The sequence below is a fragment of the Streptomyces sp. NPDC040718 genome, assembly GCF_055593565.1.
Genome location: NZ_JBVIXO010000018.1, coordinates 38,293 through 63,854 on the forward strand (window position 1 = coordinate 38,293; position 25,562 = coordinate 63,854).

A 25,562-nucleotide genomic window follows, 5' to 3' on the forward strand; every position below is an offset into this window, starting at 1 on the left:
CGTCTGTGCCCGCGTCTCAGCCACCGTCGGCCGCCAGCCGGTATCCGGCACCGCGCACGGTCTCCAGGGCGGACCGGCCGAACGGCGCGTCGATCTTCCGGCGCACCGCGCTGACGTGGACCTCGACCACGTTCGGATCGCCGTCGAAGGCGCTGTCCCACACCTGTTCCAGGATCTCCCGCTTGGGCACCACCTCGCCGGCGCGCCGGGCCAGGCACTCCAGCACCGCGAACTCGCGGGCGGTCAGCCGTATCTCCGTCCCGTCCCGAGAGCACAGGTGGCGCGCCGGGTCGACCAGCAGGTCGCCGAACTCCATGGTCCGCGGGCCGCGGCGGCCCGTACGCCGGCCCAGGGCGCGGAGCCGGGCGACGAGGACGAGGTAGGAGAAGGGCTTGGAGAGGAAGTCGTCCGCGCCGGTGTCCAGGGCCTCGGCCTCGTCGTACTCGCCGTCCTTCGCCGTGAGCATCAGGATCCCGGACTCGTTGCCGGCGGCGCGCAGCCGGGCGCAGACCCGGTAGCCGTTGAGTCCGGGCAGCATGATGTCCAGCACGATGAGGTCGTAGTCGTGCTCGCAGGCCATCCACAGGCCCTGCGGCCCGTCGTGGGCCACGTCCACCGTGAAGCCCTCCGACCGGAGCCCCCGCTGGAGGGCGAGTGCCAGCCGTCGTTCGTCCTCCACCACCAGTACGCGCATGCCGCCCAGGGTCTCAGGTGGGGTCCGGGCGTTGCTGAAGGGGTCTTCAGGCGGCTTCAGGTGGGCTTCAGCATTGCCCCGGCATGCTCGGCGACGAGCCGGGTGTGGTGCCCGGTTGCGCCTGAGGAGTCCCGGTATGTCTGAGTCTTTCCCGCAGCCCGACCAGTCCGAGCAGCCCGTACGGCCCGACCAGTCCGACCAGCAGCCGAAGCCCGCCCGCAAGGGCCTGGGCGGCGTGGTCCCCCGGGGCACGGGCGCGCGCTGGGCGGTGGCCGTCGGCGCGGCCGCGGTGATCGTGGGCGGCGGGGCGGCGGCGGTGGCCGTGGCCGGCCACGGCCACGGCCACGCCGACCGGGCCCGCCACCTCGTCCGGCCGGAACCGGGCCGGGCGCACGCCCCCGAGGCCGGGCCGAAGGGCGAGCACAAGGCCGAGCGCAAGGCCGAGCCGAAGATACGGGACGGCGCCGGCCCCGCGCGCGGCGGCTTCGCCGGGCACGCCCCGGCGCCCGCGCCGCTGCCGGCCCTGCCCATCGGCCAGGCGGCGGAGAAGGCGGCCGCGGCGGTGGAGGGCGGCAAGGTCGAGGCCCTGCGCGCGGTCGCCCAGCAGGGCGGCGGCAGCGCCTGGCGCGCGGTGGTCCTCGGCCCGGACGGCGTCCGCCACGCGGTGACGGTCTCCGGCTCCGACGGCACGGTCACCGAGAACACCCCGCTGAACGGCCGCCGGGGCGCGTCCGCGAAGTAGCGCCGCCGGCCCGGCGGCCCCGGGTCGGGCGGGGTGACCGTGGGACTCCGTGCGCCCCCCGGGCGTCGCGCGCGCTCCCGGGGCCGGGGGTGCCGGGCGGGGGCGGGCCGGGGTTTCCTGGACGGATGGCTGACGGTCCCTGCGAGGTACTGCTCATCGGCGGACGGTCCGGCGTCGGGAAGACGACGGTCGGCTGGGAGGTCTCCGTGCTGCTGCGCGCCGCCCGGGTCGCCCACTGCCTCGTCGAGGGCGACAACCTCGACCAGGCCCACCCCGCCCCGCCCGACGACCCCGACCGCTCCCGGCTGACCGGGGCCAACCTCGCCGCGCTCTGGCGCAACTACACCGCGCTCGGCCATCACAGGCTGGTCTACACCAACACCGTCTCCGTCCTCGACCCAGGCCTGATCACCCGCGCGATGGGCGGTGCGCCCCGCGTCATCGGGGTCCTCCTCACCGCCGCCGACGCCACCGCCCGCAGGCGCCTGGCCGTCCGCGAGACCGGCAGCCAGTTGGACGCCCACGTGGCCCGCGGCGACCTGATGTCCCGGCGTCTGGAGGCCGCCGCGCCGCCCTGGGTGGTGCGCGTCCCCACCGACGGCCGCCCCGTCACCGACATCGCCCTCGACGTCATCGCCGTGACCGGCTGGGCCGGAGAGGATGGGGCATGACCGTGTTCCGATGCGCCGACTGCGGTACCGCAGTCACCGCCGACCTCGACGAGGCGCCCCTCCCGAGGGAGGGCCCGCTGCCCTACGAGGCCGAGGGCGAGTGCCCGCCGCGGATCCCGCCGGGCCGCTTCGCGTACGACCCCGAACCGTCCGCCTTCGCCTCCGTGCCCCACCCCACGCTGAAGTCGCACCTCGCCCGGGGCGGGCCGCCCGACAGCATCGTCATCGGCCCCGGCGACGCCCGGGGCATGACCCCCGCCACCGACCGGGGCCGCGGCGGCTGCTGCGGCCCCGACGGCACGGGCGGGGCCAACATGCTGTGCGCCGGCTGCTCGGCCGCGCTCGCGATCGAGAGCGCCGACTGCTGGACCCCCCGGCAGATCGTCCTCGATCCGCGCCGGGTGGTCGCGGACCGTCCGTCGCCGTGATGTCCGCTCCGCCGACCGCGCGCAGAATGAAGGGGAGCGGCGAGCCCCCCGCCCCCGCGCGGGCGGGTACCGGGACTCGGCGCGCCCCGGGCAGAGGAGGCTTCCGGTGCCGTCGGAGCAGGCGGGGGGCTCGGGGGCTGCCGGCCCGATCCGGTCGGAGCCGGGGTCCCTGCTGGAGCACGTGCCGGTGGCGGTGTTCGGCATGGACGGGGACGGCCGGATCCGCTTCTGGGGACCCGGCGCGCAGGGACTCTTCGGGCACGAGGCCGCCGACGTGCTCTCCCGGCCCGCCGCCGCCCTCTTCCCCGAACCCCCCGAAGGCACCCCCGACTCCGCCGCCCGCCTGGCGGAACGGGCCAGGACCCTCGGGTACTGGCGGGTCCGGCTGCCGGCCCTGCACCGGGACGGCTCGGTCTTCGACTGCGGGTTCCGGGTCTTCCCGGTGGCCGGCAGCGCCGACGACCCGGTGGTCATGGGGCTGGCCAGCAGGGGGGACGAGCTCGACCGCGTGAAGACCAACCTCGCCTTCCTCGACGCCCTCTTCGAGACCTGCCCCATCGGCCTGGTCATGCTCGACCAGGACCTGCGCTACGTCCACCTCAACCAGGCCCTGGCCGACATGGACGGCATCCCCGTCGCCGCCCACCTCGGCCGCGCCACCGACGAGATCATGCTCACCTCCGACGACGGCGAGTTCCAGCGCATGCTGCGCGCCGTCGCCGACGAGGGCCGCCCCCTCGTCGGCGCCCTGGTGGGGCTGCGCACCCCCGGCCGCCCCGACCGCGACCAGGTCCGGTCGGTCAGCCTGTTCCCGCTCAGCCGGGCCGGGGAGACCCGCCCCGGGGTGGGTGGCCTGCTGGTGGACGTCACCGACCGGGAGCGGGCCCTGCTGGAGGCCACCGAGGCCCGCCAGCGCCTGGCCCTGCTGGACCGGGCCGCGGCCCGCGTCGGCACCACCCTGGACGTCGACACCACGGCCAGGGAGCTGGTCGAGGTGGCCGTACCGGACTTCTGCGACGGCTGCGTGGTCGAGCTGGTGGAGTGGATGAACCCCGCCGAGGCCTTCGACCCGGGGCTGCCCCTGTTCACCCGCCGCATCGCGTCCGGCACCGTGCTGCCGCCGCCCGCGCCCGAGCTGGTGGCCGGCCTGGAGCGGGTGAGGTACCCGCCGGGCTCCGGCATCCACCGCATGTTCGCCGCCGGCCGTACGCTCTGCGTCCGCGTCGACGAGGCGTTCGCTGCCGCGGCCACCGACCGGCCCGGCCGGGCCCGGCTGCTCCTGGAGAGCGGCCTCGCCCGCATCGTCATCGCCCCGCTCATCGCCCGGGGCACCGTGCAGGGCATCGCCATGTTCGGGAGGTCGTCCGCCCGCCCCGACTTCACCGAACAGGACCTGAGCCTCGCCGGGGAACTCGCCTCCCGCGCCGCCCTGTGCCTGGACAACGCCCGCCTCTACAGCCGGGTCCAGGACATCGCGCTCACCCTCCAGCGCGCACTGCTGCCGAGCGCCCTGGCCGGCAGCGAGTACGTGGCCATCGCCCACCGCTACCTGCCGGGCAGCCGGGCCACCGAGGTCGGCGGCGACTGGTACGACGTGATCGAACTGCCCGGGGGCCGGGTCGCCCTCGTCGTGGGCGACGTCATGGGCCACGGGGTGCCCGCCGCCGCCTCCATGGGCAGGCTGCGCATCACCGCCAAGGCGCTGGCCCGCCACGGCCCGGAGCCCGAGCAGCTGCTCGGCGAACTCGACGCGTGCGCCCGGGAGTCCGGCATCGAGCTGGCCACCTGCCTGTACGTGGAGTACGACCCGCACACCGGCCGCGCCCGCATCGCGAACGCCGGCCACCCCCCGCCCCTCGTGCGCCGCCCCGACGGCACCGTCGACACCCTCGACGGCGGCCTCGGAGTGCCGCTCGGGGTCGGCGGGGTCCCCTTCCGCTCGGCCGGCGCCCACCTCCCCGACGGGGCCGTCCTCGCCCTGTACACCGACGGGCTCGTCGAGGCGCGCGGCCACGACATCGAAGCCGGCCTGGACGCCCTGCGGGAGCGGCTCGCGGCGGTGGAAGGCCCGTTGGAACAGGAGGTCGACCGCGTCCTGTCGGCCCTGGTCCCCGACGCGGCCACCGACGACACGGTCCTGCTCCTGGCCCGGATCCGCCACGCGCGGTGACGGGCGCGCGGACCGGGACCGGGCTCTCAGTCCATGCGCAGGGCCGCCGCGAAGTCCATCTTGTCCTCCAGCCGGGCCAGGTCCCGGCCGGTCAGCGACTCGATCCGGTTGATCCGGTACCGCAGCGAGTTCACGTGCAGGTGCAGGGCCTCCCCGCAGCGGGCCCAGGAGCCGTCGTGCTCCAGGAACGACCTGAGCGTCGGGACCAGTTCGGAGTGGTGGCGCCGGTCGTACGCGTGCAGCGGCGCCAGCAGCCGGCGGCTGAAGGCCCGCCTGACCTCCCCGGGGAGCAGCGGCAGCAGCGACATGACGTGCGCCGCCATGTCCCCGGTGCCGCGCACGGCGACCGCCTCCGCGTCCGGGCCGGATGCCACCCTGCGGGCGTTGCGGGCCTCCGCCAGGGTGTGCCGCAGGTCGTCCGGCTCCGCCACCGGATCGCCGAGCCCGAGGCTGAGCCGCTCCCCGGCGCGCAGCCCGCGCGGCAGGGCACCGCACGCGGCCTCCCGGACCGCCTCCGGGGTCAGCTCCGCGCCCGCGCCGGCCCGTACGAAGGCCACGGCCTCCCGCCCGTCGAGCGCGGCGGCGACCCCGATCCGCCGGGCGGCGCCGGGCCCCAGGCACGCCGGGTGCAGCAGCACCTCCTCCAGCAGGTCCCGCACCGGCGAGGGTCCGTCCCCGCCCGGTACGCCGTCCAGCCGGGCCGCGACGGCCTGCCAGCGGGCCCCGTCACCGCCGGGCGCCTCGGCCGCGAGCCGTCCGGCGGCGTCCCGGACCTGCTCCCGCGCCTCCGCCCCCGTCCCGCCGGAGTCCAGCAGTCCGAGGAGCCTCCCGGCGGCCCGCCGACGCGCGGTGCGGTCGGCGTCACGGCCGCCGCGCTCCACTGCGATCAGCCCGGCCAGCCGCTCCACCAGGCCGATGCGCTCGTCGTGCCAGTCCCCGCTGTCGGCCTCCACCGCGACGGCCCAGTCGGTCAGCGCGGGCCCGGCCCCCGGCGCGGACCGCACCGGGAACAGCGAGTACGGCAGTCCGTGGGCCGCCGTACGGTGCGGGGCGCGCCGGCCGGAGCGCTCGGCGGCCAGGAACCGCCCGGCCAGGGCCGTCGCCGTCCGCTCCGGCAGCGGCGGCCGCGCGCCCGCGATCAGCCGCCCGGTGGGGGACAGCACGTGGGCGCGGAGGTCCAGTTCGGACAGCAGCAGTTCCAGGAGCGCGCCGGTCCCGGCGCCGCTGCCCGGCCGGGGCGCCATCAGCCGCCGGTGCCGGTCCACCAGCGCGGCGAGGTTCCCGACCCGGGCCCCGCTGCGGCCGCGCGCCACGAACTCGGCGACGGGGCCGAAGGGGACGTCCACGCCCACCGCGAACAGCGGCAGCCCGTGCCGGTCGCAGGCCCGCACCAGTTCGTCCGGTACGTTCCCGAACTCCGCCTCGCCCGCCCCGAGCGCGACGGCGCCCGCCTCCGTGATGATCCGTACGAAGGCGTCGGCGCGCCCGGGGTCCGGCCGCAGCCACACCAGCCCCGACAGCACCAGGTCTCCCGGGGAGACGAACCGCCCCGGATCCGGCAGGTCGATGGTCACGGCGGCGAGCACGGGCCGCCGGAGCCCCTCCTCGCCGCCGCCGAGGTACCGGAACGGCGCCGGGCCGCCGGACAGGATCACATCACGCAACTGCATGGCCACAGCCTGCCATGTGCGGTCAGAGACCCAACTGCCGCCCGGGGCAACCAGATGCGTCCTACAGCTACCCGATGAGCCGGGCCGCCGCCTCGCGCATCTCCACCTTGCGGATCTTGCCCGTGACCGTCATCGGGAACTCGTCCACGACGTGGACGTAGCGCGGGATCTTGAAGTGGGCCAGGCGGCCCGAGCAGTACGCGCGGACCGCGTCCGCCGTCAGCGGCTCCGCCCCCTCGCGCATCCGCACCCAGGCCATCAGCTCCTCCCCGTACTTGGCGTCCGGGACGCCGACGACCTGGACGTCGAGGACGTCGGGGTGGCCGTGCAGGAACTCCTCGATCTCGCGCGGGTAGAGGTTCTCGCCGCCCCGGATCACCATGTCCTTGATCCGGCCCGTGATGCTCAGGTAGCCGTCCGCGTCCATGACCGCCAGGTCCCCGGTGTGCATCCAGCCGTCCCCGTCCACGGCCTCGGCGGTCTTCTGCGGCTCGCCCCAGTAGCCGAGCATCACCGAGTAGCCCCGGGTGCACAGCTCGCCCGGGGTGCCGCGCGGGACGGTGGCGCCGGACTCCGGGTCCACGACCTTGACCTCCAGGTGGGGGCCGACCCGCCCCACCGTGGAGACCCGGCGCTCCACGGAGTCGTCCGCCCGGGTCTGCGTGGACACCGGGGAGGTCTCCGTCATGCCGTAGCAGATGGAGACCTCGGTCATCCCCATCCGCTCGATCACCTCGTTCATCACCTCCACCGGGCAGGGCGATCCCGCCATGATCCCGGTCCGCAGGCTCGACAGGTCGTACCCGTCGAACCCGGGCGCGGCCAGTTCGGCGATGAACATGGTCGGCACCCCGTACAGGGAGGTGCAGGCCTCCGCCTCCACCGCCGCCAGGGTGGCCGCCGGGTCGAAGGCCGGTGCCGGGATCACCATCGCCGCGCCGTGGCTGGTGCACGCGAGGGCGCCCATGACCATGCCGAAGCAGTGGTAGAAGGGCACCGGTACGCACACCCGGTCCCGTTCGGTGTAGCCGCACAGCTCCCCGACGAAGAAGCCGTTGTTGAGGATGTTGCGGTGGGACAGCGTGGCCCCCTTGGGGAAGCCCGTGGTCCCGGAGGTGTACTGGATGTTGACCGGGTCGCCCGGGTCCAGGGCGGCGGCCGCCCGCGCCAGGTCCGCCGGGTCGCCCTGGGCGCCGCGCTCCAGCAGCGAGTCCCACAGCGGGCCGCCCAGCAGCACGGTGAACTCCAGGTCCTCGCAGCGCGGCCGGACCTCCTCGATCATCCCCGCGTAGTCCGATCCCCTGAAGCCGTCCGCCGCGACCAGCAGCCGGACCCCGGACTGGTTCAGCACGTACTCCAGCTCGTGCGAGCGGTACGCCGGGTTGACGGTGACCAGGACCGCGCCGATCTTCGCGGTGGCGTACTGCACCAGGGTCCACTCGGCGCGGTTGGGGGCCCAGATGCCGACCCGGTCGCCCTCGGCGATGCCGAGGTCCAGCAGGCCGAGGGCGAGGACGTCCACGTCGGCGGCGAGCTCCGCGTACGTCCACCGCCGCCCGGCGGCCACGTCGACGAGGGCGTCCCGGTCGGGGAAGCGGCGCACGGTGCGGTCGAGGTTGGCCCCGATCGTCTCGTCCAGCAGCGGGACCCCGGAGCTTCCTGACGCGTGACTGGGCGCGACCGACACGTGTACCTCCACGACTCTGTGGCCCGGCGGAGCCGGCGTGCGGCCATGATCCTCTTCCTCCGGCCGCCGGACTACCCCCCGGAGCCCCCCATTCTTTCGAGCGCGTGTTCGATAGCGGGGGTAGGATGGTCCCATGCGCGCACTCCAGGGCTCCCTCTTCGACCAGACCGACGAGATCCGGCTCGGACCGCTCTCACCGGTACGGAGGACCGTGCTCGGAGCCGGCGCCTGGGTCGACCACCTCCCCGGATGGCTCACCGGGGCCGACGCCCTCTTCGAACGGCTCGCCGCCGAGGTGCCCTGGCGCGCCGAGCGGCGTCAGATGTACGAGCGCGAAGTGGAGGTACCCCGGCTGCTGGCCCACTACCGGGAGGGCGAGCCGCTCCCGCACCCCGTGCTCACCGAGGCCCGCGACGCCCTCGGCCGGCACTACGCCGCCGAACTCGGCGAACCCTTCGCCACCGCCGGGCTCTGCCTCTACCGCGACGGCCGCGACAGCGTCGCCTGGCACGGCGACCGCACCGGCCGCTCCGCCACCGAGGACACCATGGTCGCGATCCTCTCCGTCGGAGACCCCCGCGACCTCGTCCTGCGCCCGCGCGACGGCGGCCCCACCCTGCTGCGGCTGCCGCTGGGCCACGGCGACCTCGTGGTGATGGGCGGCTCCTGCCAGCGCACCATGGAACACGCCGTCCCCAAGACGGCACGGGCCGTCGGCCCCCGGATCAGCGTCCAGTTCCGCACCCGCGGCGTAATGTGAGGCCATGCGCAGCGGGAGCCGTCTGAGGGCCTGGTGCTCCGCCCTCCCGCCCGCCGCGGGCGGGGCGGTCATGGCCACCGGCATCCTCTCCATCGGCCTGGAGCTGACCGGCCGCACCCGGCTCTCCCTCGCCGCGCTGGTCATCGCGGGCGCGCTGTGGCTCGTACTGGCCGGCGACTTCACCGCCCGGCTGATCGGCGACCGGGGCCGCTTCCGGGCCGAGGCGGACACCCCGGCCGCCCTCACCGCCGTCGCCGCGACCACCGTGCTCGGCGCCCGCCTCGCCCAGCTCGGCCGGCAGCGCGAGGCCGCCGCCCTGCTGGCGCTGGCCGCCCTGCTCTGGCCCGGCCTCCTCGTCTCCGTCGTACGCCACTGGCGCCGCCGCGTGCCCGGCGCCGCCTTCCTCGTCTGCGTCGCCACCCAGGGCCTCGCCGTCCTCGCGGCCGCCCTGGCCGCCGGCCGGAGCCCCGACTGGCTGGCCGCGTCCGCACTGGCCTGCTTCTGCCTCGGCCTGCTGCTGTACGGCCTCGCCCTGACCCGGTTCGACTTCCACGAGGTGGTCAGCGGGGCCGGGGACCACTGGGTCGCGGGCGGGGCCCTGTCCATCACCGCCCTCGCCGGAGCGAAACTCACCGCCCTGCCGCTGTGGACCGGCCCCGCGCACACGGCCCTGCGCACCGCCACCCTGACGGCCCTCGCACTCTCCCTGGCCTGGTACGCGGTCCTCCTCGCCGCCGAACTCCGCAGCCCCCGCACCCGCTACGACGTCCGCCGCTGGTCCACCGTCTTCCCGCTCGGCATGACCGCCACCGCGTGCCTCACCGCCGCCCCCGCGACCGGCGTCCTCTGGCTGCGCCCCCTCGGCGAGGTCCTGCTGTGGATCGCGGTCGCCGCCTGGCTCCTCACCTTGCTCGCCTTCGCCCTCAGCCGCCCCCGGCCCGCCCGGGACATCCACCGCCCCGGCCGCTGACCAGTGGTAATTGACTACCGGCCGATCCCTCCCGCACGTGAGAATGGGGCATCTCGAACCGGGAGGGAACCCATGAGCCAGGACCACCTGACTCTGCACGGCCTGCTGCCCGCGCAGGAACTGGCGCAGGCCATCGACGCCGGGCACGTGACCCGCAAGCAGCACCCCGAACTGCCCCTGTCCATCTACACGTACACGCGCACCGCGCAGTACGAGCAGATATGGAACAGGGTCACCACGCGCTGCCGCGGCCTCGTCGCCGACGACGAGACCGGAGCGGTCGTCGCGCTGCCGCTGCCGAAGTTCTTCAACGTCGGCGAGCACACCTCCGGCCGTCCCTACGCGCCCGCCCTGCCCGACGAGACGTTCGAGGTGTACGACAAGGTCGACGGCAGCCTCGCCGTGGTCTTCCACTACGCAGGCCACTGGCGGGCCGCGTCCAAGGGCTCCTTCATCAGCGCCCAGGCCGCCTGGGCGCAGCGCCGCCTCGACTCCCGCGACACCACGGCCCTCGTGCCCGGTACGACCTACCTCGCCGAGATCCTCTACCCGCAGAACCGGATCGTGGTGGACTACGGCGACCGCCGGGACCTCGTCCTGCTCGCCGCCTTCGGCCGGGACGGCACCGAGGTGCCGCTCGCCGAGGCCGCCGGCCACTGGCAGGGCATCGGCTCCGTCGTCAAGGTGTGGCCCGCCGTGCCGCTCGAAGAGCTCCTCGCGCTGGCCGAGTCCAACACCCTGCCCGGCGGCGGGTCCGCGACCGGCACGGACGCCGAGGGCTTCGTGCTGCGCTTCGCCTCGGGCGTGCGCGCGAAGGCCAAGCTCTCGGAGTACGTACGCCTGCACAAGCTGCTGACCGGCGTCACCGAGCGGGACATCTGGCGAGCCCACGGCGTCCAGCGTTTCGCGGGGCTGCCCGCCAAGCAGCTCGCGCAGGGCCTGAACTGCACCGCCGCGGACGTGGAGGAGGCCGGCGGCAAGCCGCTCGACACGCTCCTCCAGCAGGTACCCGACGAGTTCGACGCCTGGGTCCGCGAGGTCATCGCCCGGCTGGAGGACGCCTTCGGCCGGCGGGAACGCGCCGTCGACGAGGCCTTCGAGGCGCTCGCGCACCTGGCCGGAGACCGGGGCGCCTTCGCGCGCGCCGCCAAGGAGATCCGGGACGGCAAGATCCGCTCCGCCGTCTTCCTGCGCCTGGACGGCCGCTCGACCGAGCTCGTCAGCTGGCGGGCCGTACGGCCGGAGACGGCCGACCCCTACACCACCGACGAGGAGAACTGAACGTGTCCGAAGAGCCCGAACTCCCCGTGGTCCACGTCATGACGGGGTTGCCGGCCTCGGGCAAGACCACCGCCGCCCGGGCCCTCCAGGCCGAGGCCGGCGGCCGCATGCGACGGGTCAACCTCGACGACCTGCGGGCGATGCTCGACGTGCCCGACCCCGAGCGGGGCCGCTCGTACCGGCACGAGCAGACCGTGCTGGCCGTCCAGGACGCGGCGGTCCGCGCGGCCGTCGAGGGCGGCTTCGACGTGGTCGTCGACAACACCCACCTGACGTCGAACATCCCCAAGCGGCTCAAGGCGGCGGTCGCCGGCCGCGCCACCTTCGTCGTGCACGACTTCACCGACGTGCCCGTCGAGGAGTGCCTGCGCCGCGACGCCGCGCGGGAGCGGCCGGTCGGCGAGGAGATCATCCGGATACTCGCCGACAAGCACGCCAAGGCGAAGAAGGGCGGCTGGCGGCTCACGGCGGAGTGGCTGAACGACCAGCCTCCGGTGCGCCCCTACGTCGCCGACCCGGGACTCCCGCCGGCCGTCATGTGCGACATCGACGGCACGCTCGCCCTCACGGGTGACCGGGGCCCGTACGACTTCTCGCGCTGCGAGATCGACCTGCTGAACGAGCCCGTGCGGCACGCCCTCGACGCCTTCCGGCGCGCGGACGGGGACACGATCGTGCTGCTGTCCGGGCGCGGTGAGGAGCACCGGGAGCAGACGGAGTCCTGGCTGCGGCGCCACGAGGTGCCGTACGACGAGCTGTGGATGCGGGCGGCGGGCGACACCCGGCGCGACGACGTGGTCAAGGCCGAGCTCTTCGACGCGCACGTGCGCGACCGCTACGCCGTCCGGGTGTCGCTCGACGACCGGGACCGGGTGGTCGCCGTCTGGCGCCGGATGGGGCTGCCGACCTGGCAGGTCAACTACGGGGACTTCTGACACGCCGCCGGGCGTACGGGAGGCGGGGCCGTGAGGACCCGTCCCGTACGCCCGGGGAGCGACCCGTGAGGGTCAGGAGCGGCACCACTTCACCGGCGTGATGTCCTTGACGTAGCGGGCCGAGACCCACGCGTGCTTGTACTCGTACTTGCGGGCCTGGGCGCCCTGCTTGCCGCCGGTGCCGTTCATGCCGTCGACGCCGTCCACGGGCTTGTTGTCCTTCTTGTGCTCCAGCAGGTACCAGAGGCTGTTCCCGTCGACCTTCTCGCCGTGCTTCTTGCACACGATCGACAGCTTCTGGTGCGGGTACACCTTGTACAGGAGCTTGGAATGGGTGGTGGGCTTGCTGCGGACCTTGAGCGGGCCGTGCGAGACGACCTTGCCCAGGGCGTACTTGGGCTTGGGGTAGGTGACGGGCCCGTCACCGTCGCCTGGCCGGCCCTGCCCGTTTTCGGACTGCCCGTTCTCGGTCTGGCCGTTCTCGGACTGCCCGTTCTCGGACTGCCCGTTCTCGTACTGCCCGTCGGATTCCTCGTACTCGGATCCGTCCTCGTCCTCGTACTCGGCGTACTCGTCGTCCCCGGAGTCCTCGTCGCGGGCCTGCGCCGCGCCGGGCCCGTTGTCCACCGGACCGTCGTCCGCGACGGCGACGCCCGCGCCGAACAGGCCGAGCACCATGCTGCCGGCGGCAAGAGCGAGGATGGTCCTGGTGGGCTTCAGCATGAGCCGCTCCTCCACGAAGGCTTCCGCCCGGCCGCAGGCCGCGGCTGGGGGTGGCAGCCCGGGGGGCCGCCACCGACGACTATGACGAGGGAGGGGGCGGAGCCCTGGCCGACGCACCGCCGATTAGCCCGATATGCCCAATATTCTCCAAGGCGGCTCCGGTAGCCCGGAAGGCCTGCGGATGCGCGCGACCGCCCCCGGCAGCACAGTGGGCCCATGGGTATCGAAGACTACGGCGGCGGCCCCGGCGCCCAGCAGACCGGCGTCCTGGTCGTGACCACCAACGACGTCCCGGGCTACCGCGTAGAGCAGGTCATCGGGGAGGTCTTCGGGCTCACCGTGCGCTCCCGGCACCTCGGCAGCCAGATCGGAGCCGGCCTGAAATCCATGATCGGCGGCGAGCTGAGGGGCCTCACCAAGACCCTCGTGGAGACCCGCAACCAGGCCATGGACCGGCTGATCGAGCAGGCCAGGGCGCGCGGCGCCAACGCGGTGCTGATGATGCGCTTCGACGTGACCGAAGCCGCCGACGTCGGGACCGAGGTCTGCGCCTACGGGACGGCCGTGGTGCTGGTGCCCGCCGGCACCTGATCCGCGAGCACCCGGGCGGAGCATCCGGCCGGCCCCGGAGCCCTCACCGGTGCCGCCCCTGAGAACCCCCGCGCTGTCGAGGGGAGGACCGGACGCGCCGTGGTCAGGTGTCGGAGGACGCGCCGCCGCGCAGTCCCAGCGCCAGCCCGGCCACCACCACCGCCAGGCCCAGCCACACCGCCGGGCGCGGCGTCCCGCCGCCCGACAGCACCCCGGCGCCGGCCGCCGCGAGCGGCGCGACACCGGTCAGCAGCCCCGCCCGGCCGGAGCCCACGGCCGCCACCGTGCGGTACCAGAGCAGGAACGCCACCGCCGTCACCAGCACCGTGAGGTACCCGACGGCGCCCCACTGGCGGGCGGTCAGCTCCGCCAGGGCGGACGGGCGTTCCGTGCACACCGACAGCACCGCCAGCAGCACCGCCCCCATCCACACCGCGTGCACGGACACCCCCCACGCGCCGTGCCGCCCCAGCACCGGCACCGCGAGCAGGGTGAACGCCGCCTCGCAGGCCAGCGCCAGTGCCGCCCAGCCCACCCCGGCGGCGTCGGTGCGCCCCGTCCCCTCGACCAGCACCGCCCCCGCGACCACCACGGGCGCCGCCAGCAGCACCCGGCCGCCGGGCCGCCGCCCCTCCAGGAGCGGGCCGACCAGCCCGAGCAGGACCGGTACGGAGGCCACGGCGACGGCGATGACGGCCGGCTCGGCGTGCGCGACGCCCCGGACCACGGCCACGTTGAACAGCACCAGCCCGCCGGCAGCGATCCCGGCCAGCCAGAGCCACTCCCGCCCCCGGGGCAGCGACAGCGGGACCCGGGCGGCCCGGGCGAGGAGGACCAGGATCGCGGCGGCGGCCACGTAGCGGACCGCCTGGGCGGCGAACAGCGGGGCGTCGACCAGGGAGCGGGAGACGGTGACGCTGCTGCCGACCAGCGCCATCCCGACGATCCCGGGGACCAGGTCCCGCAGGCCGGCGGAGCGCGTGGGGGAGGAGGGGGAGGGGGAGACGGACGCGGTGGGCGGGGCGGAGGCGGAGGTGCTCATGCGCCCAGCCTGGAGGGACAATGGTCCCGTGAGCAGGTCCAATGAAGGCGCTGTCGAGGGGTCCATAACCGGGTCGGACTTCCTCCAGCTCGACATCGGCCAGGCCCCGCCCGGCAACCGCACCGAGTGGCTCGCCGGCCGGCTGCGCGACGCCATCGCCGACGGCACCCTTCCCGTCGGCAGCCGGCTTCCCGCCAGCCGGGTGCTCGCCGCCGAACTGCGCGTCTCCCGCGGGCTGGTGACCGAGGCCTACCAGCGGCTCGCCGAGACCGGCCAGGTGGCGGGCCGGGGCCGGGCCGGCACCGTGGTCGTCGCCGCGCCGCCGCCCCCGGCGGCCGGGCCCGCGGCCGCCGTACCGCGCGGCGGGCTGGTGAACGAGCTGCGCGCCGTGCCCTGCCGGATCGACCTCTCGCCGGGTGTGCCCGACCTCACCGCCTTCCCGCGCACCGCCTGGCTCCAGGCCGAGCGCCGGGTGCTCTCCGCCCTCACCCCGGCCGACTTCGGCTACGGCAACCCGCAGGGCGCGCCCGCCCTCCGGGAGGCGGTCGCGGGCTGGCTCGCCCGGAACCGGGGGATCCGCGCCGATCCCGCCGAGGTCGTCGTGGTCGCCGGGGTCGCGCAGGCCCTCTGGCTGCTCGCGCAGGTGCTGCCCGGGGTCGGCGTGCGCCGGGTGGCGGTGGAGGACCCCGGCTCGCTGGGGGCGCGGCAACAGCTGGAACACGGCGGGCTGGACGTCGTCGGCGTACCCGTGGACGGGGCCGGGCTGGACGTGGCCGCGCTGCGGGCGAGCGGGGCGCCGGCGGTGTTCCTGACCCCGGCGCACCAGTTCCCGACCGGGGTCGTCCTCGACGGGGAGCGCCGCCGCGAACTGCTGGCCTGGGCCGCCGCCGGGGGACTGGTCCTGGAGGACGACTACGACGCCGAGCACCGCTACGACCGTGCGCCGGTGCCCGCCCTGCGGGCCCTGGCGCCCGAGGGGGTCTGCTACGCCGGGAGCGTGTCCAAGCTGCTCGCGCCGGCCCTGCGGCTGGGCTGGCTGCTGGTCCCGCGCCGCCTGCGGGACCCGGTCGTCGACGCCAAGCGCTACGCCGACCTCGGCAACCCCGTCCTCGCGCAGCTGGTCCTCGCCCGGCTGATGGACTCGGGCGAACTCGAGCGCCACCTGCGCTTCGTCCGCCGCCGCCACCGCCGCCGCCGGGACGCGATGCTGCGGGCCGTCGCCGAGCACCTGCCCGGAGCCCGGGTGCACGGCGCCGCGGCGGGGCTGCACCTGACCGTCACCTTCGACGGCGTGTCCTTCGACGACACCGCCGTGGCCGGGGCGGCCCTGGCCCTCGGGGTCAAGACGCACCCGCTGTCCTGGCACCGGCTGCGACCCGGCCCGCCGGGCCTGATCCTCGGCTACGCCGCCGGGCCGGTGAGCGAGATCGAGGAGGGCGTGGCCGTCCTGGGCCGGGCGCTCCGGGAGTCCGTCCAAGATCATCGGCATTGACAACCGCCGTGCCCCTTGCGTCTAATGGCGACCGGTGTCGCGTGACTCCGGCCAAAGAGCAGTGGGCCGGCCGGTGATCGGGCGAACACCCTTCACTCAGGGACACGCCATGAGTCAGAACTCCGCGCCCCGCAGTTGACGTAGAGCAGCCGCACCCGCGGCTCCCGCGTCGCGGCCGGCCATCGAGCCGCAGCCGCCTCCCCTCCTCCACAACTCCGTACGCGCCTACGTCCGTACGTCCGCTCCCGCACGCCCCGCTCCGGCGGCTCCCGCTCCACGGCGGCCCGTCGGGGGACCGGCGGCGTGCCGGACCGGCCTGCCCAGAGAGAACACACACGTGCCCACAACACCCGCCCAGGACTTCAACCGCTCCGTCATCGAGGAGTTCCGCGCCAACCACGGGAAGGTCGGCGGCCACTTCGAGGGCGAGGACCTGCTCCTGCTCACCACCACCGGCGCCCGGTCGGGAGCCGAGCACACCACCCCGCTCGGCTTCGTCCGCCACGAGGGCGTCCTGCTGGTCGTCGGCTCCAACCTCGGCGCCCCCGCCCACCCCGCCTGGTACCGCAACCTCCTGGCCCACCCGCAGGTACGGGTCGAGCTCGGCACCGACGCCTTCGAGGCCCTCGCCGTACCCGCGGAAGGGGCCCGGCGGGAGGAGCTCTTCGAAGCCGTCCTGCGCACCGCTCCCGGATACGCCGACTACCAGGCCCGCACCACCCGCGTGCTCCCCGTCATCCGGCTGGAACCCGCCGACCCCGACGGCTGGCAGCCCCCCGCCGAGGTCCGCACCCTGGCCGGGAAGCTGCTGGAGGTCCACACCTGGCTGCGGGCCCAGCTGCGCCACGTCGGCGCCGAGACCGAGGCCCACTTCGCCGCCCGCGCCGCCCACACCGGGCCCGGCCGGCCGCCGGCACCCGGGCTCGGGCTCCAGATCCGCCAGCGCTGCCTGGCCTTCTGCCAGGGCCTGGAGTTCCACCACACCAGCGAGGACGCCCACCTGTTCCCCGGGACCCTGGCCCATCACCCGCACCTGGCGCCCGTCTTCGAGAGGCTGCGGGAGGAACACCTCACGGTCGCCCGGATCCAGGGCGAACTGGTGGCCCTGCTGGGCGGGGCGGCCATCGCCGAACCCGTGCGGTTCCGCGCCGAGCTGGCGCGGATGACGGCGGAGCTGAACGCCCACCTCGACCACGAGGAGGAGGTGCTGCTGCCCCTGCTGGAGGAGGTGCCCTGGCCGCCGCCGCGCCCGTGAGCCGGGGCGGGACGGGAACACGCGGAAAGTTTTTTCGAAACGGCGGCAACCGATCGGTCACTCGCACGTCGTGCGGGGGTGAAGGGCGAAGTTCCCGCCCCGGACCCGACCGTGGAGAGCCACTGTGAAGCACCTGAAGCGCGTTGTTCCCGTCACCGCCTGCCGGGCGGCCGTCGCCGCTGCCGCCGCCGGGGCGGTCCTCGCCCTCGCCGGGCCGGTCTCGGCCGCGCAGGGACCCTCCGCCTCGCCCGCGCCCGCCGGTTCCGCGGTGCCCGGCCCCGTCCCGACGCACCCCGCGAACGGTAAGCCCACACCGGTCCCCTCGCAGCCGGCGGGTGGCGGCAACGGCGGCACCGGCAGCGCCACGCCGAGCCCCGCCCCGACGTCGCCCGCGAGCGGCAAGCCCACCCCGGTCCCCTCGCAGCCCGCCTCTGCGCAGCCGTCCGCCCAGCCGTCCGCGCAGCCCTCCGGGGCGCCCGGTTCCGGTGAGGGCTCCGAGCTGGCGCATACTGGCTCCTCGGCGACCACCATCGCCCTCGGGGCCGGTGCGGCCGCGCTCGTCGCCGCAGGCGGCGGCGCCCTGTTCGCCGTGCGGCGCCGCGCCGCCAACTGAGGACACCCGTGCTCGAACTCGCACCATCCGCCAGCCCCCTCATGTCCGGCTCCGCCCGGACGTGGCGGGGCTTGTGGTGGTGGATCACGCGCCGCGAGCGCACCGCACCGGCGTCGGCCGGCCCCGGCCCGTTCGCGCCGGGCGCCCGCGCGTACACGTACGCGCAAGACGACACGTACGGCCACGGCGGCCACGGCGCCGGGGACGCCTCCCGCCCGCCGACCGTCAGCGAGCTGTACCACGCCCACCGGCTGGGCATGGTCCGCCTCGCGGTGCTCCTCGTCGACGACCTCGGCACCGCCGAGGACGTGGTGCAGGACGCGTTCACCGCCCTCTACCGCCGGTACGGGGAGCAGATCTCGGAGGTGGACAACGCGCTGGGCTACCTGCGCACCGCCGTCGTGAACACGGCGCGGTCCGTGCTGCGCCGCCGCCGCACGGCCCGCGCCTGGGTCCCGCCGGTCACCGCCGACGTCCCCTCCGCCGAGGCGTCCGTGGTCCTGGACGAGGCGCACCGCGAGGTGCTGGCCGCGCTGGGCAGACTGACCCCGCGCCGCCGCCAGGTCCTGGTGCTGCGCTACTGGTCCGACATGAGCGAGGCGGAGATCGCCGAGACCCTGGGCATCAGCCGGGGCTCGGTGAAGTCGAACGCCAGCCGCGGCCTGGACGCGCTGGAGAGGATTCTGGAGGGAAGGGTATGACCGGTCCTACGGGTATCGCGCCCGACGGCGAACGCCCCGTGGAGCGCCGGCTGCGCCAGGCCCTGGAAGCCCGGGCCGAGGAGGTGACGGTCGTCTCGCTGCGGCCCGCCGATCCGCCCGGCCCGCACCTGCGGCGGCTGTCCCCGCGCGCGCTGTGGCTGCGGCGCGGGGGGTGGACCCTCGCGGGCGTGTCCGGCCTCGCGGCGGCCGCCCTGGCCGGGTACCTCGTGCTCGGCGGGCCCGATCAGCGGCCGGTCCGCCCCGAGCCGCCCGCCGCGCCGCCGGAGCTCAGTCCGACCGGGCCCGCGGGCACGCCCCGGCCGAGCGTGTCGCCGTCGGCTTCGGTGCCGCCGAGCGCGCCGTCCGTCCCCGCAGGGACGGGTACCGGGGCGGGAACGCCCGCGCCGCCGCCGTCGACGACGTCGGCCCCGGTGGGCCCGCCGCGGTCCGCGCCCCCGGCGACCGTGCCCGCCGGGGGTTCGGCCACGCCGGTTCCCGCCGGCGGGGCCGGGATGCCGGAAGGCACCCCGACCCCCTCCTCGAAGCCGAAGGGCTGACGGCCGCTACCGGCTCGTGTTCTCCACCGCCGCCACCAGCGGGGCCAGCTCCGGGTTGAGCGCGGCCTCGTCCAGCGCCTCGCGCAGGGCGGCGGCGTTCGTCGGGCGGGCCTGGTCCAGGAGGGCCAGGCCCGCTTCGCTGACGTCGGTGTAGATGCCCCGGCGGTCGGTGTCGCAGATGTAGCGGCTCAGCAGCCCGCGGTCCTCGAGCCGGCTGACCAGCCGGGTCGTCGCGCTCTGGCTGAGCACCACCGAGTCCGCGACCTGGTGCATCCGCAGGTGCCCGCCCGGGCCGCCGTGCTGGCGGCTGAGCACGTCCAGCAGCGAGTACTCGCGCACGCTCAGCCCGTGGCCGGCCTGGAGGGCCCGCTCGATGTGCGTCTCGATCCGCCCGTGGAGGAGGGAGAGGGCGCACCAGCCCTGGGCGAGGCCGGTCAGTGCGCTGTCCGTGGCCGTCATGTGGCTCCTCCGTCGTGGGTGTGGGGATGGCGTGGTCGTGCGCCGTGCGCGTACCGCCAAGGATAGGTCACTGGCGCAATAGCCCGCGCTTGCAAATATCCCGCGTCTGCAATTAATGTGGACGAGCGTAACCGGCGAGCGCAAAAACGCTCGCCCCGTGTCACCGCACGCCACCCCACCCCACCCCCACCCCCACCCCTCGCACCCTGAAGGGCAGCTTCGTCATGCCACTCGCGCTCCTCGCCCTCGCCATCGGAGCCTTCGGGATCGGCACCACCGAGTTCGTGATCATGGGCCTCCTCCCCGAGGTCGCGGCCGGCTACGGCGTCTCGATCCCCACCGCCGGCCTCCTGGTCACCGGCTACGCCCTCGGCGTGGTCCTCGGCGCCCCGGTGATGACCGTCCTCGGCACCCGAGTCCCCCGCAAGCGCATGCTGATGCTGCTCATGGGCCTCTTCATCGCCGGCAACGTGCTCTCCGCGCTCGCCCCCGCCTTCGGCGTGATGCTGGCCGGACGCGTGGTCGCCTCCCTCGCCCATGGCGCCTTCTTCGGCATCGGCTCGGTGGTCGCCGCCGGGCTCGTGGCCCCGGAAAGGAAGGCCGGCGCCATCGCCATGATGTTCACCGGCCTGACCGTGGCCAACGTGGTCGGCGTCCCCCTCGGTACCCTCGTCGGCCAGCACCTCGGCTGGCGCGTCACCTTCCTGATCGTCGCCGCCCTCGGCGTGCTCGGCCTGCTCGGCATCGCCCGGCTGGTCCCCGACCTGCCCCGCCCCGAAGGCGTGCGGGTGAGCCACGAGGTGGCCGCGTTCCGCAACGTCCAGGTGCTGCTCGCCATGGCGATGACCGTCCTCGGCTTCGGCGGGGTCTTCGCCGCGATCACCTACATCACCCCGATGCTCACCGACGTCGCCGGCTTCGCCGCCACCTCGGTCACCTGGCTGCTCGTCCTCTTCGGGCTCGGCATGGTCACCGGCAACCTCGTCGGGGGCCGCTACGCGGACCGGGCGCTCATGCCGATGCTGTACGTGTCCCTGGGCGCGCTGGCCGTCGTACTGGCCCTCTTCACCCTGACCGCCCACGACAAGGCGGGCGCCGCCGTCACCGTCTTCCTCATCGGCGCCCTCGGCTTCGCGACCGTGCCGCCGCTGCAGAAGCGCGTCCTGGACCAGGCCGCCGGCGCCCCCACGCTGGCCTCCGCCGTCAACATCGGCGCCTTCAACCTCGGCAACGCCCTCGCGGCCTGGCTCGGCGGGCTCGTCATCACCGCCGGACTCGGCTGGACCGCCCCGAACTGGGTCGGCGCCGCCCTCGCCGCCTCCGCCCTCGTCCTCGCCCTCGTCTCCGGAGCGCTGGAGCGGCGCACGGTCCGCCGCACGGCGGGCGCGAGCCGGGTGATCGCGGGCGGACCCCCCGCCGGGGCGCCCACCCCCGTCCACCACTGACCCCCACCCGCACCACCACACAGCAACAGGAGCACCACATGTCCCGCACAGCCGTTTCCCCGCTCACCACCGAGGACGCCGAGCTGCTCGTCGCGGCCGCCCGTACCGCCGCCGAGGCGGCCGGGGTCGCGGTCAGCGTCACCGTCGTGGACGCGGGCGGCCACCCGCTGGCCTTCCGCCGCGACGACCGGGCCGTCCTGATCTCCGGCGAGACCAGCACCCGCAAGGCCTTCACCGCCCTCCAGCTGAACGCGCCCACGGCCGAGCTCACCGAGGCCGTGCTGCCCGGCGGGCCCTTCCACAGCCTGCCCACCGCGCTCGACCGGCCGCTGCTCTTCATCGCGGGCGGGCTCCCCGTCCACCGCGACGGCCACCTGATCGGAGCCGTGGGCGTGGGCGGCGGCGCCCCCGAGCAGGACCACGGCTTCGGGACGGCCGCCCTGGAGACCCTGGAGCGGGCCGACTCCGCCGCGTAGGGGACGCCCCGGCCGGGCGACGCCCCGGGTCGCGCGACCGTGTCCCCCGTGCCAGGTTGGTACGGGGGACAGGGGTTCACGATGAGGCAGACGACCGGACGGTTCCGCGGAGGTCGGGCCATCGCGACGGCAGCGGCCGCCACGCTGGTCGCCTTCGCCGTACCCGCCTGCTCGGCCGGTGCCGAGGGCACCCGCGCCACTCCGGGCGCCGCCTCCCCGGCCCCCGTCCCGACCGCCGCCGCCCCGTCCCCGGAGCCGACCGGGCCGCCCCCCTCGGCGTACCCCCTCTCCAGCGCCCCCCGCACCGTGCCGTCCGTACGCGAGCACGTGCCCGCCCGGGGCCCCGGCTGGAAGCCCGCCCCGGGCGCCCGCGTCCTCGTCGCACCCGCCGACAGCGCGGCCCTGGCCGACGAGGGGAAGCTCCTCGCCGGCGAACTGGACCTCGGGTACGCCGAGTCGGACCAGCCGGGGCCCGGCGACGTCCGGCTCGCCCTCGCCGCGAAGGGCTCAGGGCCGGCGGAGTCGTACACCCTCACCGTCCAGGGCGGCCGGGTCAGCATCACCGGCCCCGACGAGGCGGGCGTCTTCTACGGCACCCGCACCCTCAAACAGGAGATACGCGGCGCCGGTTCGGCCCCCGAGGGCACCGTGAAGGACGCCCCCGCCAAGCCGCAGCGCGGACTCAACCTCGACATCGCCCGCAAGTACTTCACCCCGGAGTGGATAGAGGGCCGGCTGCGCGAGATGGCCGACCTCAAGCTCAACCAGCTCGGCCTGCACTTCTCCGACGACCAGGCCTTCCGGATCGAGTCCGCCACCCACCCCGAGATCGTCTCGACACCGCACCTGACCAAGGCCGAGGTGCGCCGGATCAACGCGCTCGCCGCCCGGCTGCACATCGCGGTGGTCCCCGAGATCGACTCGCCCGGACACCTCGGTGCCGTCCTCCGCGTCCACCCGGAGCTGCAACTGCGCGACGCGGCCGGCCGGGCCGTCAAGGGAGCCGTGGACATATCCAACCCGGCGTCGGCCGAGCTCGTGGACGACCTGCTGCGCGAGTACCTGCCGCTGTTCCCCGCGGGCGCCTGGCACCTGGGCGCGGACGAGTACCAGGCGCTGGTGGTCCGCGACCCCCAGGCCTCCTTCCCCGCCCTCGCGAGCGCCGCGCGGGCCCGCTACGGGCCCACCGCCCGGGTGCAGGACCTGGCGACGGGCTGGCTGAACGACCGGGCCGCCGTGGTCCGGCCGTCGGGCAAGGCCCTCAAGGCGTGGAACGACGGATTCTTCAGGGGCGGGATCGCCAAGGCCGCCCAGGACATCCAGGCCGAGTACTGGACGGGCAAGGAGATCGGCGCCCGGCCGCCGCTGGAGTACCTGGACGCCGGCCGCAAGGTGGTCAACCTCAACGACGAGTACCTCTACTACGTGCTCGGCGAGCCCAATCAGTTCACCTACCCCACCGGCAAACGGATCTACGAGCAGTGGACCCCGCTCGTGCTGCGCGGCACCACCCCCGTCCCGGCCCGCTACGACCCGCAGGTGCTCGGCGCCCGCCTCGCCGTCTGGTGCGACCTGGCCGCCGCGCAGACCCCGGACCAGGTGGCCGCGGGCATCCGGATGCCGCTGGCCGCCCTGTCCCAGAAGGTCTGGGACCCGCGCCCGCCGCAGGCCGCCTGGACCGACTTCCAGTCCCTCGCCGGCCGGCTCGCCGCTGAGCGGTGACCGGCACCGCTGAGCAGGGGCGGACGTCCGTACTCCGCAACGACCCGATCCCGGCCCGGTGACGAATCACATCAGGCCATCGCCCTGGCCGGATCCCGAGGGTTACGGTGCGGCGACACCGGAACGCGGCAGAGGGAGACGGGCATGGGAGCGCTGGGGGGGAGGGCGGCCATGGCCGCCCTCGCGATGTGCGGGGCACTGGCGCTCACGGCCTGCCAGAACGGCGACGACTCCGCCGCGCCGGACGGCGCGCCCAGCGCGGCCGCCCCGGCGGCCCCGGCCGCGCCGTCCGCGGCCGGTACGTCCGCCGCGCCCGCGCCCTCGAAGCCGGCCGCGACGGCCAAGCCCCCGGCGCCCGCCACCCCGGCGGGGAAGAAGCCTCCGGCCCCGGCCCCCGCGCCCGCCTGCGACCACAAGATGCCGATCTCGCCCGACACCATCGCGGTGTACCGCTACACGCCCGAGGGCGGCTCGCACAACCTCATCGTCAGGCACGGCGAGTTCGGCTGCCCCGGGCCCTTCGAGCCGGTGGGCGAGGAGACCTTCTACCCGATCTCGGAGACCGCCGAGATCACCGCGACCTCGCCGATCCTGCCGGGCGAGGTGATGGGCAAGCCGATCACCACGCACGAGCTGACCTCATGGGTGATCGCCCACCCGGACTCGGGCCTGCCCTTCCGCTACCACCTGAACGCGGCCGGGGTCATCGACACCCTCGTCGAGGTCTACGCCAAGTAGCGCTCCGGAGCCGGGCCTGGCCGGGCCGGACCCCGGCCCGGCCAGGCCCGGAAGCTGACGGCTACCAGATGGAGTTGACCCACTCCGGGTGGTCGATGAACGGGTTGCGGTTGTGCTGGTAGGTGTCGTAGATCACCTGGTTTCGGCGCTGCTCGAAGGCGTCCGGCGGGTCCATCTGGTTCCACTGCTTGAGCAGGCTGATCCGGCCGAAGAGCGGGGCGGTCCCGTTGTTGACCCTGTCGTTCATCTCCAGGTCCGCGAAGCCGTCCCCGCCGTCGTAGCGCACCGCCATGTACAGCAGCATCCGCGCGACGTCGCCCTTGACCGCGTCACGGGGCTCGAAGGAGTCGGCGTCGGTGAGGCTGCCCGGGGCCTCCGCCACCGGGCTGCCGCCCGTGTCGAAGTCCTTGTTGCCGCGGGTGCTGTTGACGGTCACGTCCTCGGGCCGCAGGTGGTGCAGGTCGGTGCCCGGGCCGGTGGCGGTGCCGAAGTCGCCGTGGCTCTTGGCCCAGACGTGCTCCCGGTTCCAGTCGTTGACGCCGCCGCCGTTGGTGGACTTGGACTGGGAGCGGCCCGAGTAGACCAGGATGACGTTGTCGGGGTTCGCGGGGTCCTGGTCGGTCACCTTCAGCGCGTTCCACACGCCGTCGTAGCTGACCTTGGACTGCGTCTTGATGATGTCGTGCAGTGCGGTCTTCAGCGCGGCGCCGGTCTTGCCCTCGGCGGCCGCGTAGTACGCGTCGACGGTGACCGGGTAGGCCTGGGGAGCGGCCTGCGCGGTGTCGGCGGTGGTGCGGTGCTGGCCGGCGGTGGCGCTGGCCGGTATGAGGAACAGGGCGGCCGCGGCGAGCCCGGCGGCCCAGGGGGCGGTACGGGAGATTCTCATGACGTGGGGGATACCTCTCCACAAACACCGTCCCCGCCATGGCAGTTGGCGGGGTGTCTGGTGGCAGAGCGAGGATCCTATTGTCATGTGCCCTACAAGCAAAAACCATGTGTCGGGGACGTGGACCTTGGTGTTTGTCCGCGGTGCGCCCAGGGCACGGTAGCGGGTGCCCCCGGCGGCCCCGACGCGGCCGCCGACAGCTCGCACTGGAGTGGCCCATGGCAGTGAAGATCCTCATCGTGACCGGCGACGCGGCGGAGTCCCTGGAGGTGCTCTACCCCTACCAGCGCCTGCGGGAGGAGGGGTACGAGGTGCACATCGCGGCGCCCGCGGTCAAGAAGCTGCGGTTCGTGGTGCACGACTTCGAGGAGGGCTTCGACACCTATACGGAGAAGCCCGGCTACACCTGGCCCGCCGACATCGCCTTCGCGGACGTGGATCCCGCCGAGTACGCGGCCGTCGTCGTCCCGGGCGGGCGGGCGCCGGAGTACCTGCGCAACGACCCGGAGGTGCGGCGGATCCTGGCCGCCTTCGCCGGGGACGACAAGCCGATCGCCCAGATCTGCCACGGCCCGCTGATCACCGCCGCGAGCGGTGGCCTGAACGGGCGGCAGGTCACGGCCTACCCGGCGCTGGAGCCCGACATGAAGGCGGCGGGGGCGGGCTTCCGGGACTCCGAGGCCGTGGTCGACGGCACCCTCGTCTCGGCCCGCGCCTGGCCCGACCACCCCGCCTGGATGCGGGAGTTCCTCACCGTGCTGCGCGGCAAGGCGCCGCTCTCCTAGACCCTGTCCGGGCGGCGCGGGCCCGCGAAGACCGCCCGGACAGGGCCTGGCGGCCGGCCGGGAACCGGG

General features: G+C 74.9%; 26 protein-coding genes. 19 read left to right on the plus strand and 7 right to left on the minus strand.

What is annotated here, in order from left to right; all coding sequences use genetic code 11:
• Positions 1-16: 16 nt before the first annotated feature.
• Entirely contained in the window at positions 17-694 is a 678-nt protein-coding gene (locus ACZ597_RS31340) for a response regulator transcription factor (RefSeq protein ID WP_471337391.1), read from the minus strand.
• 136 nt (positions 695-830) lie between these two features.
• Here ACZ597_RS31340 and ACZ597_RS31345 point away from each other — a divergent pair, with 136 nt between their 5' ends.
• The 4 genes from ACZ597_RS31345 (at position 831) to ACZ597_RS31360 (ending at position 4,705) form a co-directional block, all read left to right on the plus strand.
• Positions 831-1,436 (plus strand): hypothetical protein, encoded by a 606-nt coding sequence (locus tag ACZ597_RS31345; protein ID WP_471337398.1) that lies wholly within the window; start codon positions 831-833, stop codon positions 1,434-1,436.
• A 125-nt stretch (positions 1,437-1,561) separates the two neighbouring features.
• The gene (locus tag ACZ597_RS31350) at positions 1,562-2,107 is read left to right on the plus strand and encodes a hypothetical protein (RefSeq protein ID WP_471337404.1); all 546 of its coding nucleotides are present in this window, start codon (positions 1,562-1,564) and stop codon (positions 2,105-2,107) included.
• Entirely contained in the window at positions 2,104-2,535 is a 432-nt protein-coding gene (locus ACZ597_RS31355) for a hypothetical protein (RefSeq protein WP_471337407.1), read from the plus strand. The genes ACZ597_RS31350 and ACZ597_RS31355 overlap by 4 nt, the downstream gene beginning before the upstream one ends.
• Positions 2,536-2,641: 106 nt before the next feature.
• Complete coding sequence (locus ACZ597_RS31360) at positions 2,642-4,705, plus strand: SpoIIE family protein phosphatase (protein WP_471337414.1); 2,064 nt, start codon at positions 2,642-2,644, stop codon at positions 4,703-4,705.
• A gap of 26 nt (positions 4,706-4,731) precedes the next feature.
• Here the strand turns inward: ACZ597_RS31360 and ACZ597_RS31365 are convergent, their stop codons facing one another.
• Together ACZ597_RS31365 and ACZ597_RS31370 are read right to left on the minus strand one after the other, a co-directional pair.
• Positions 4,732-6,375, minus strand: coding sequence for a PucR family transcriptional regulator (locus ACZ597_RS31365; RefSeq protein WP_471337420.1), 1,644 nt, complete (start codon positions 6,373-6,375; stop codon positions 4,732-4,734).
• 67 nt (positions 6,376-6,442) lie between these two features.
• Positions 6,443-8,074, minus strand: a complete 1,632-nt coding sequence (locus ACZ597_RS31370; RefSeq protein ID WP_471337427.1) for an AMP-binding protein — start codon at positions 8,072-8,074, stop codon at positions 6,443-6,445.
• Positions 8,075-8,195: 121 nt separating this feature from the next.
• Here ACZ597_RS31370 and ACZ597_RS31375 point away from each other — a divergent pair, with 121 nt between their 5' ends.
• The 4 genes from ACZ597_RS31375 to ACZ597_RS31390 all read left to right on the plus strand — a co-directional run bounded on the left by ACZ597_RS31375 (position 8,196) and on the right by ACZ597_RS31390 (position 12,008).
• Entirely contained in the window at positions 8,196-8,822 is a 627-nt protein-coding gene (locus ACZ597_RS31375) for an alpha-ketoglutarate-dependent dioxygenase AlkB (protein ID WP_471337433.1), read from the plus strand.
• 4 nt (positions 8,823-8,826) lie between these two features.
• Positions 8,827-9,792, plus strand: coding sequence for a tellurite resistance/C4-dicarboxylate transporter family protein (locus ACZ597_RS31380; protein WP_471337440.1), 966 nt, complete (start codon positions 8,827-8,829; stop codon positions 9,790-9,792).
• Between the two features lie 72 nt (positions 9,793-9,864).
• A complete protein-coding gene (locus ACZ597_RS31385) occupies positions 9,865-11,073 on the plus strand; it encodes an RNA ligase (RefSeq protein WP_471337447.1) in 1,209 nt (402 codons plus the stop codon).
• Between the two features lie 2 nt (positions 11,074-11,075).
• Positions 11,076-12,008, plus strand: coding sequence for a phosphatase domain-containing protein (locus ACZ597_RS31390; protein WP_471337453.1), 933 nt, complete (start codon positions 11,076-11,078; stop codon positions 12,006-12,008).
• Positions 12,009-12,080: 72 nt separating this feature from the next.
• Here ACZ597_RS31390 and ACZ597_RS31395 read toward each other — a convergent pair whose 3' ends face one another.
• A complete protein-coding gene (locus tag ACZ597_RS31395; RefSeq protein WP_471337458.1) occupies positions 12,081-12,731 on the minus strand; it encodes a hypothetical protein in 651 nt (216 codons plus the stop codon).
• Between the two features lie 216 nt (positions 12,732-12,947).
• Between ACZ597_RS31395 and ACZ597_RS31400 the strand changes: the two genes are divergently transcribed.
• Positions 12,948-13,322 carry a YbjQ family protein gene (locus ACZ597_RS31400; protein WP_471337463.1) on the plus strand — a complete coding sequence of 125 codons (375 nt, stop codon included), beginning with the start codon at positions 12,948-12,950 and terminating at the stop codon, positions 13,320-13,322.
• Between the two features lie 103 nt (positions 13,323-13,425).
• On the opposite strand, the gene ACZ597_RS31405 is transcribed toward ACZ597_RS31400, so the two are convergent.
• Positions 13,426-14,364, minus strand: coding sequence for an EamA family transporter (locus ACZ597_RS31405; RefSeq protein WP_471337466.1), 939 nt, complete (start codon positions 14,362-14,364; stop codon positions 13,426-13,428).
• Between ACZ597_RS31405 and pdxR the strand changes: the two genes are divergently transcribed.
• The 5 genes from pdxR (at position 14,363) to ACZ597_RS31430 (ending at position 18,982) form a co-directional block, all read left to right on the plus strand.
• Positions 14,363-15,856, plus strand: a complete 1,494-nt coding sequence (pdxR, locus tag ACZ597_RS31410) for a MocR-like pyridoxine biosynthesis transcription factor PdxR (RefSeq protein ID WP_471337469.1) — start codon at positions 14,363-14,365, stop codon at positions 15,854-15,856. The genes ACZ597_RS31405 and pdxR overlap by 2 nt on opposite strands.
• Before the next feature lie 337 nt (positions 15,857-16,193).
• Positions 16,194-17,111, plus strand: coding sequence for a nitroreductase/quinone reductase family protein (locus tag ACZ597_RS31415; RefSeq protein WP_471337472.1), 918 nt, complete (start codon positions 16,194-16,196; stop codon positions 17,109-17,111).
• 124 nt (positions 17,112-17,235) lie between these two features.
• Positions 17,236-17,724, plus strand: coding sequence for an LAETG motif-containing sortase-dependent surface protein (locus tag ACZ597_RS31420; RefSeq protein ID WP_471337475.1), 489 nt, complete (start codon positions 17,236-17,238; stop codon positions 17,722-17,724).
• A gap of 41 nt (positions 17,725-17,765) precedes the next feature.
• Positions 17,766-18,425, plus strand: coding sequence for an RNA polymerase sigma factor (locus tag ACZ597_RS31425; RefSeq protein WP_471337477.1), 660 nt, complete (start codon positions 17,766-17,768; stop codon positions 18,423-18,425).
• Positions 18,422-18,982 carry a hypothetical protein gene (locus ACZ597_RS31430; RefSeq protein WP_471337480.1) on the plus strand — a complete coding sequence of 187 codons (561 nt, stop codon included), beginning with the start codon at positions 18,422-18,424 and terminating at the stop codon, positions 18,980-18,982. Before ACZ597_RS31425 ends, ACZ597_RS31430 begins: the two co-directional genes overlap by 4 nt.
• A gap of 6 nt (positions 18,983-18,988) precedes the next feature.
• Here ACZ597_RS31430 and ACZ597_RS31435 read toward each other — a convergent pair whose 3' ends face one another.
• Positions 18,989-19,441 (minus strand): MarR family winged helix-turn-helix transcriptional regulator, encoded by a 453-nt coding sequence (locus tag ACZ597_RS31435; protein ID WP_471337484.1) that lies wholly within the window; start codon positions 19,439-19,441, stop codon positions 18,989-18,991.
• 224 nt (positions 19,442-19,665) lie between these two features.
• Here ACZ597_RS31435 and ACZ597_RS31440 point away from each other — a divergent pair, with 224 nt between their 5' ends.
• The 4 genes from ACZ597_RS31440 to ACZ597_RS31455 all read left to right on the plus strand — a co-directional run bounded on the left by ACZ597_RS31440 (position 19,666) and on the right by ACZ597_RS31455 (position 23,822).
• Entirely contained in the window at positions 19,666-20,886 is a 1,221-nt protein-coding gene (locus ACZ597_RS31440) for an MFS transporter (RefSeq protein ID WP_471337489.1), read from the plus strand.
• A gap of 38 nt (positions 20,887-20,924) precedes the next feature.
• Positions 20,925-21,362: a GlcG/HbpS family heme-binding protein gene (locus ACZ597_RS31445; protein WP_471337492.1), complete on the plus strand. Its 438-nt coding sequence runs from the start codon at positions 20,925-20,927 to the stop codon at positions 21,360-21,362.
• Positions 21,363-21,443: 81 nt separating this feature from the next.
• Positions 21,444-23,084, plus strand: coding sequence for a beta-N-acetylhexosaminidase (locus ACZ597_RS31450; protein WP_471337495.1), 1,641 nt, complete (start codon positions 21,444-21,446; stop codon positions 23,082-23,084).
• A gap of 144 nt (positions 23,085-23,228) precedes the next feature.
• Positions 23,229-23,822: a hypothetical protein gene (locus ACZ597_RS31455; RefSeq protein WP_471337501.1), complete on the plus strand. Its 594-nt coding sequence runs from the start codon at positions 23,229-23,231 to the stop codon at positions 23,820-23,822.
• A gap of 61 nt (positions 23,823-23,883) precedes the next feature.
• Here the strand turns inward: ACZ597_RS31455 and ACZ597_RS31460 are convergent, their stop codons facing one another.
• Positions 23,884-24,708, minus strand: a complete 825-nt coding sequence (locus ACZ597_RS31460) for an endonuclease I family protein (protein ID WP_471337505.1) — start codon at positions 24,706-24,708, stop codon at positions 23,884-23,886.
• 218 nt (positions 24,709-24,926) lie between these two features.
• On the opposite strand from ACZ597_RS31460, the gene ACZ597_RS31465 reads away from it, so the two are divergent.
• Complete coding sequence (locus tag ACZ597_RS31465; protein ID WP_471337510.1) at positions 24,927-25,493, plus strand: DJ-1/PfpI family protein; 567 nt, start codon at positions 24,927-24,929, stop codon at positions 25,491-25,493.
• The last annotated feature ends 69 nt before the right edge of the window (positions 25,494-25,562 follow it).

Bases quoted from the DNA above. Each gene is read 5' to 3' on its own strand.
- ACZ597_RS31340 (WP_471337391.1), bottom strand. From the start codon at position 694: ATGCGCGTACTGGTGGTGGAGGACGAACGACGGCTGGCACTCGCCCTC.
- ACZ597_RS31345 (WP_471337398.1), top strand. From the start codon at position 831: ATGTCTGAGTCTTTCCCGCAGCCCGACCAGTCCGAGCAGCCCGTACGG.
- ACZ597_RS31350 (WP_471337404.1), top strand. From the start codon at position 1,562: ATGGCTGACGGTCCCTGCGAGGTACTGCTCATCGGCGGACGGTCCGGC.
- ACZ597_RS31355 (WP_471337407.1), top strand. From the start codon at position 2,104: ATGACCGTGTTCCGATGCGCCGACTGCGGTACCGCAGTCACCGCCGAC.
- ACZ597_RS31365 (WP_471337420.1), bottom strand. From the start codon at position 6,375: ATGCAGTTGCGTGATGTGATCCTGTCCGGCGGCCCGGCGCCGTTCCGG.
- ACZ597_RS31375 (WP_471337433.1), top strand. From the start codon at position 8,196: ATGCGCGCACTCCAGGGCTCCCTCTTCGACCAGACCGACGAGATCCGG.
- ACZ597_RS31380 (WP_471337440.1), top strand. From the start codon at position 8,827: ATGCGCAGCGGGAGCCGTCTGAGGGCCTGGTGCTCCGCCCTCCCGCCC.
- ACZ597_RS31385 (WP_471337447.1), top strand. From the start codon at position 9,865: ATGAGCCAGGACCACCTGACTCTGCACGGCCTGCTGCCCGCGCAGGAA.
- ACZ597_RS31395 (WP_471337458.1), bottom strand. From the start codon at position 12,731: ATGCTGAAGCCCACCAGGACCATCCTCGCTCTTGCCGCCGGCAGCATG.
- ACZ597_RS31400 (WP_471337463.1), top strand. From the start codon at position 12,948: ATGGGTATCGAAGACTACGGCGGCGGCCCCGGCGCCCAGCAGACCGGC.
- pdxR (WP_471337469.1), top strand. From the start codon at position 14,363: ATGCGCCCAGCCTGGAGGGACAATGGTCCCGTGAGCAGGTCCAATGAA.
- ACZ597_RS31405 (WP_471337466.1), bottom strand. From the start codon at position 14,364: ATGAGCACCTCCGCCTCCGCCCCGCCCACCGCGTCCGTCTCCCCCTCC.
- ACZ597_RS31425 (WP_471337477.1), top strand. From the start codon at position 17,766: ATGTCCGGCTCCGCCCGGACGTGGCGGGGCTTGTGGTGGTGGATCACG.
- ACZ597_RS31430 (WP_471337480.1), top strand. From the start codon at position 18,422: ATGACCGGTCCTACGGGTATCGCGCCCGACGGCGAACGCCCCGTGGAG.
- ACZ597_RS31435 (WP_471337484.1), bottom strand. From the start codon at position 19,441: ATGACGGCCACGGACAGCGCACTGACCGGCCTCGCCCAGGGCTGGTGC.
- ACZ597_RS31440 (WP_471337489.1), top strand. From the start codon at position 19,666: ATGCCACTCGCGCTCCTCGCCCTCGCCATCGGAGCCTTCGGGATCGGC.
- ACZ597_RS31445 (WP_471337492.1), top strand. From the start codon at position 20,925: ATGTCCCGCACAGCCGTTTCCCCGCTCACCACCGAGGACGCCGAGCTG.
- ACZ597_RS31450 (WP_471337495.1), top strand. From the start codon at position 21,444: ATGAGGCAGACGACCGGACGGTTCCGCGGAGGTCGGGCCATCGCGACG.
- ACZ597_RS31455 (WP_471337501.1), top strand. From the start codon at position 23,229: ATGGGAGCGCTGGGGGGGAGGGCGGCCATGGCCGCCCTCGCGATGTGC.
- ACZ597_RS31460 (WP_471337505.1), bottom strand. From the start codon at position 24,708: ATGAGAATCTCCCGTACCGCCCCCTGGGCCGCCGGGCTCGCCGCGGCC.
- ACZ597_RS31465 (WP_471337510.1), top strand. From the start codon at position 24,927: ATGGCAGTGAAGATCCTCATCGTGACCGGCGACGCGGCGGAGTCCCTG.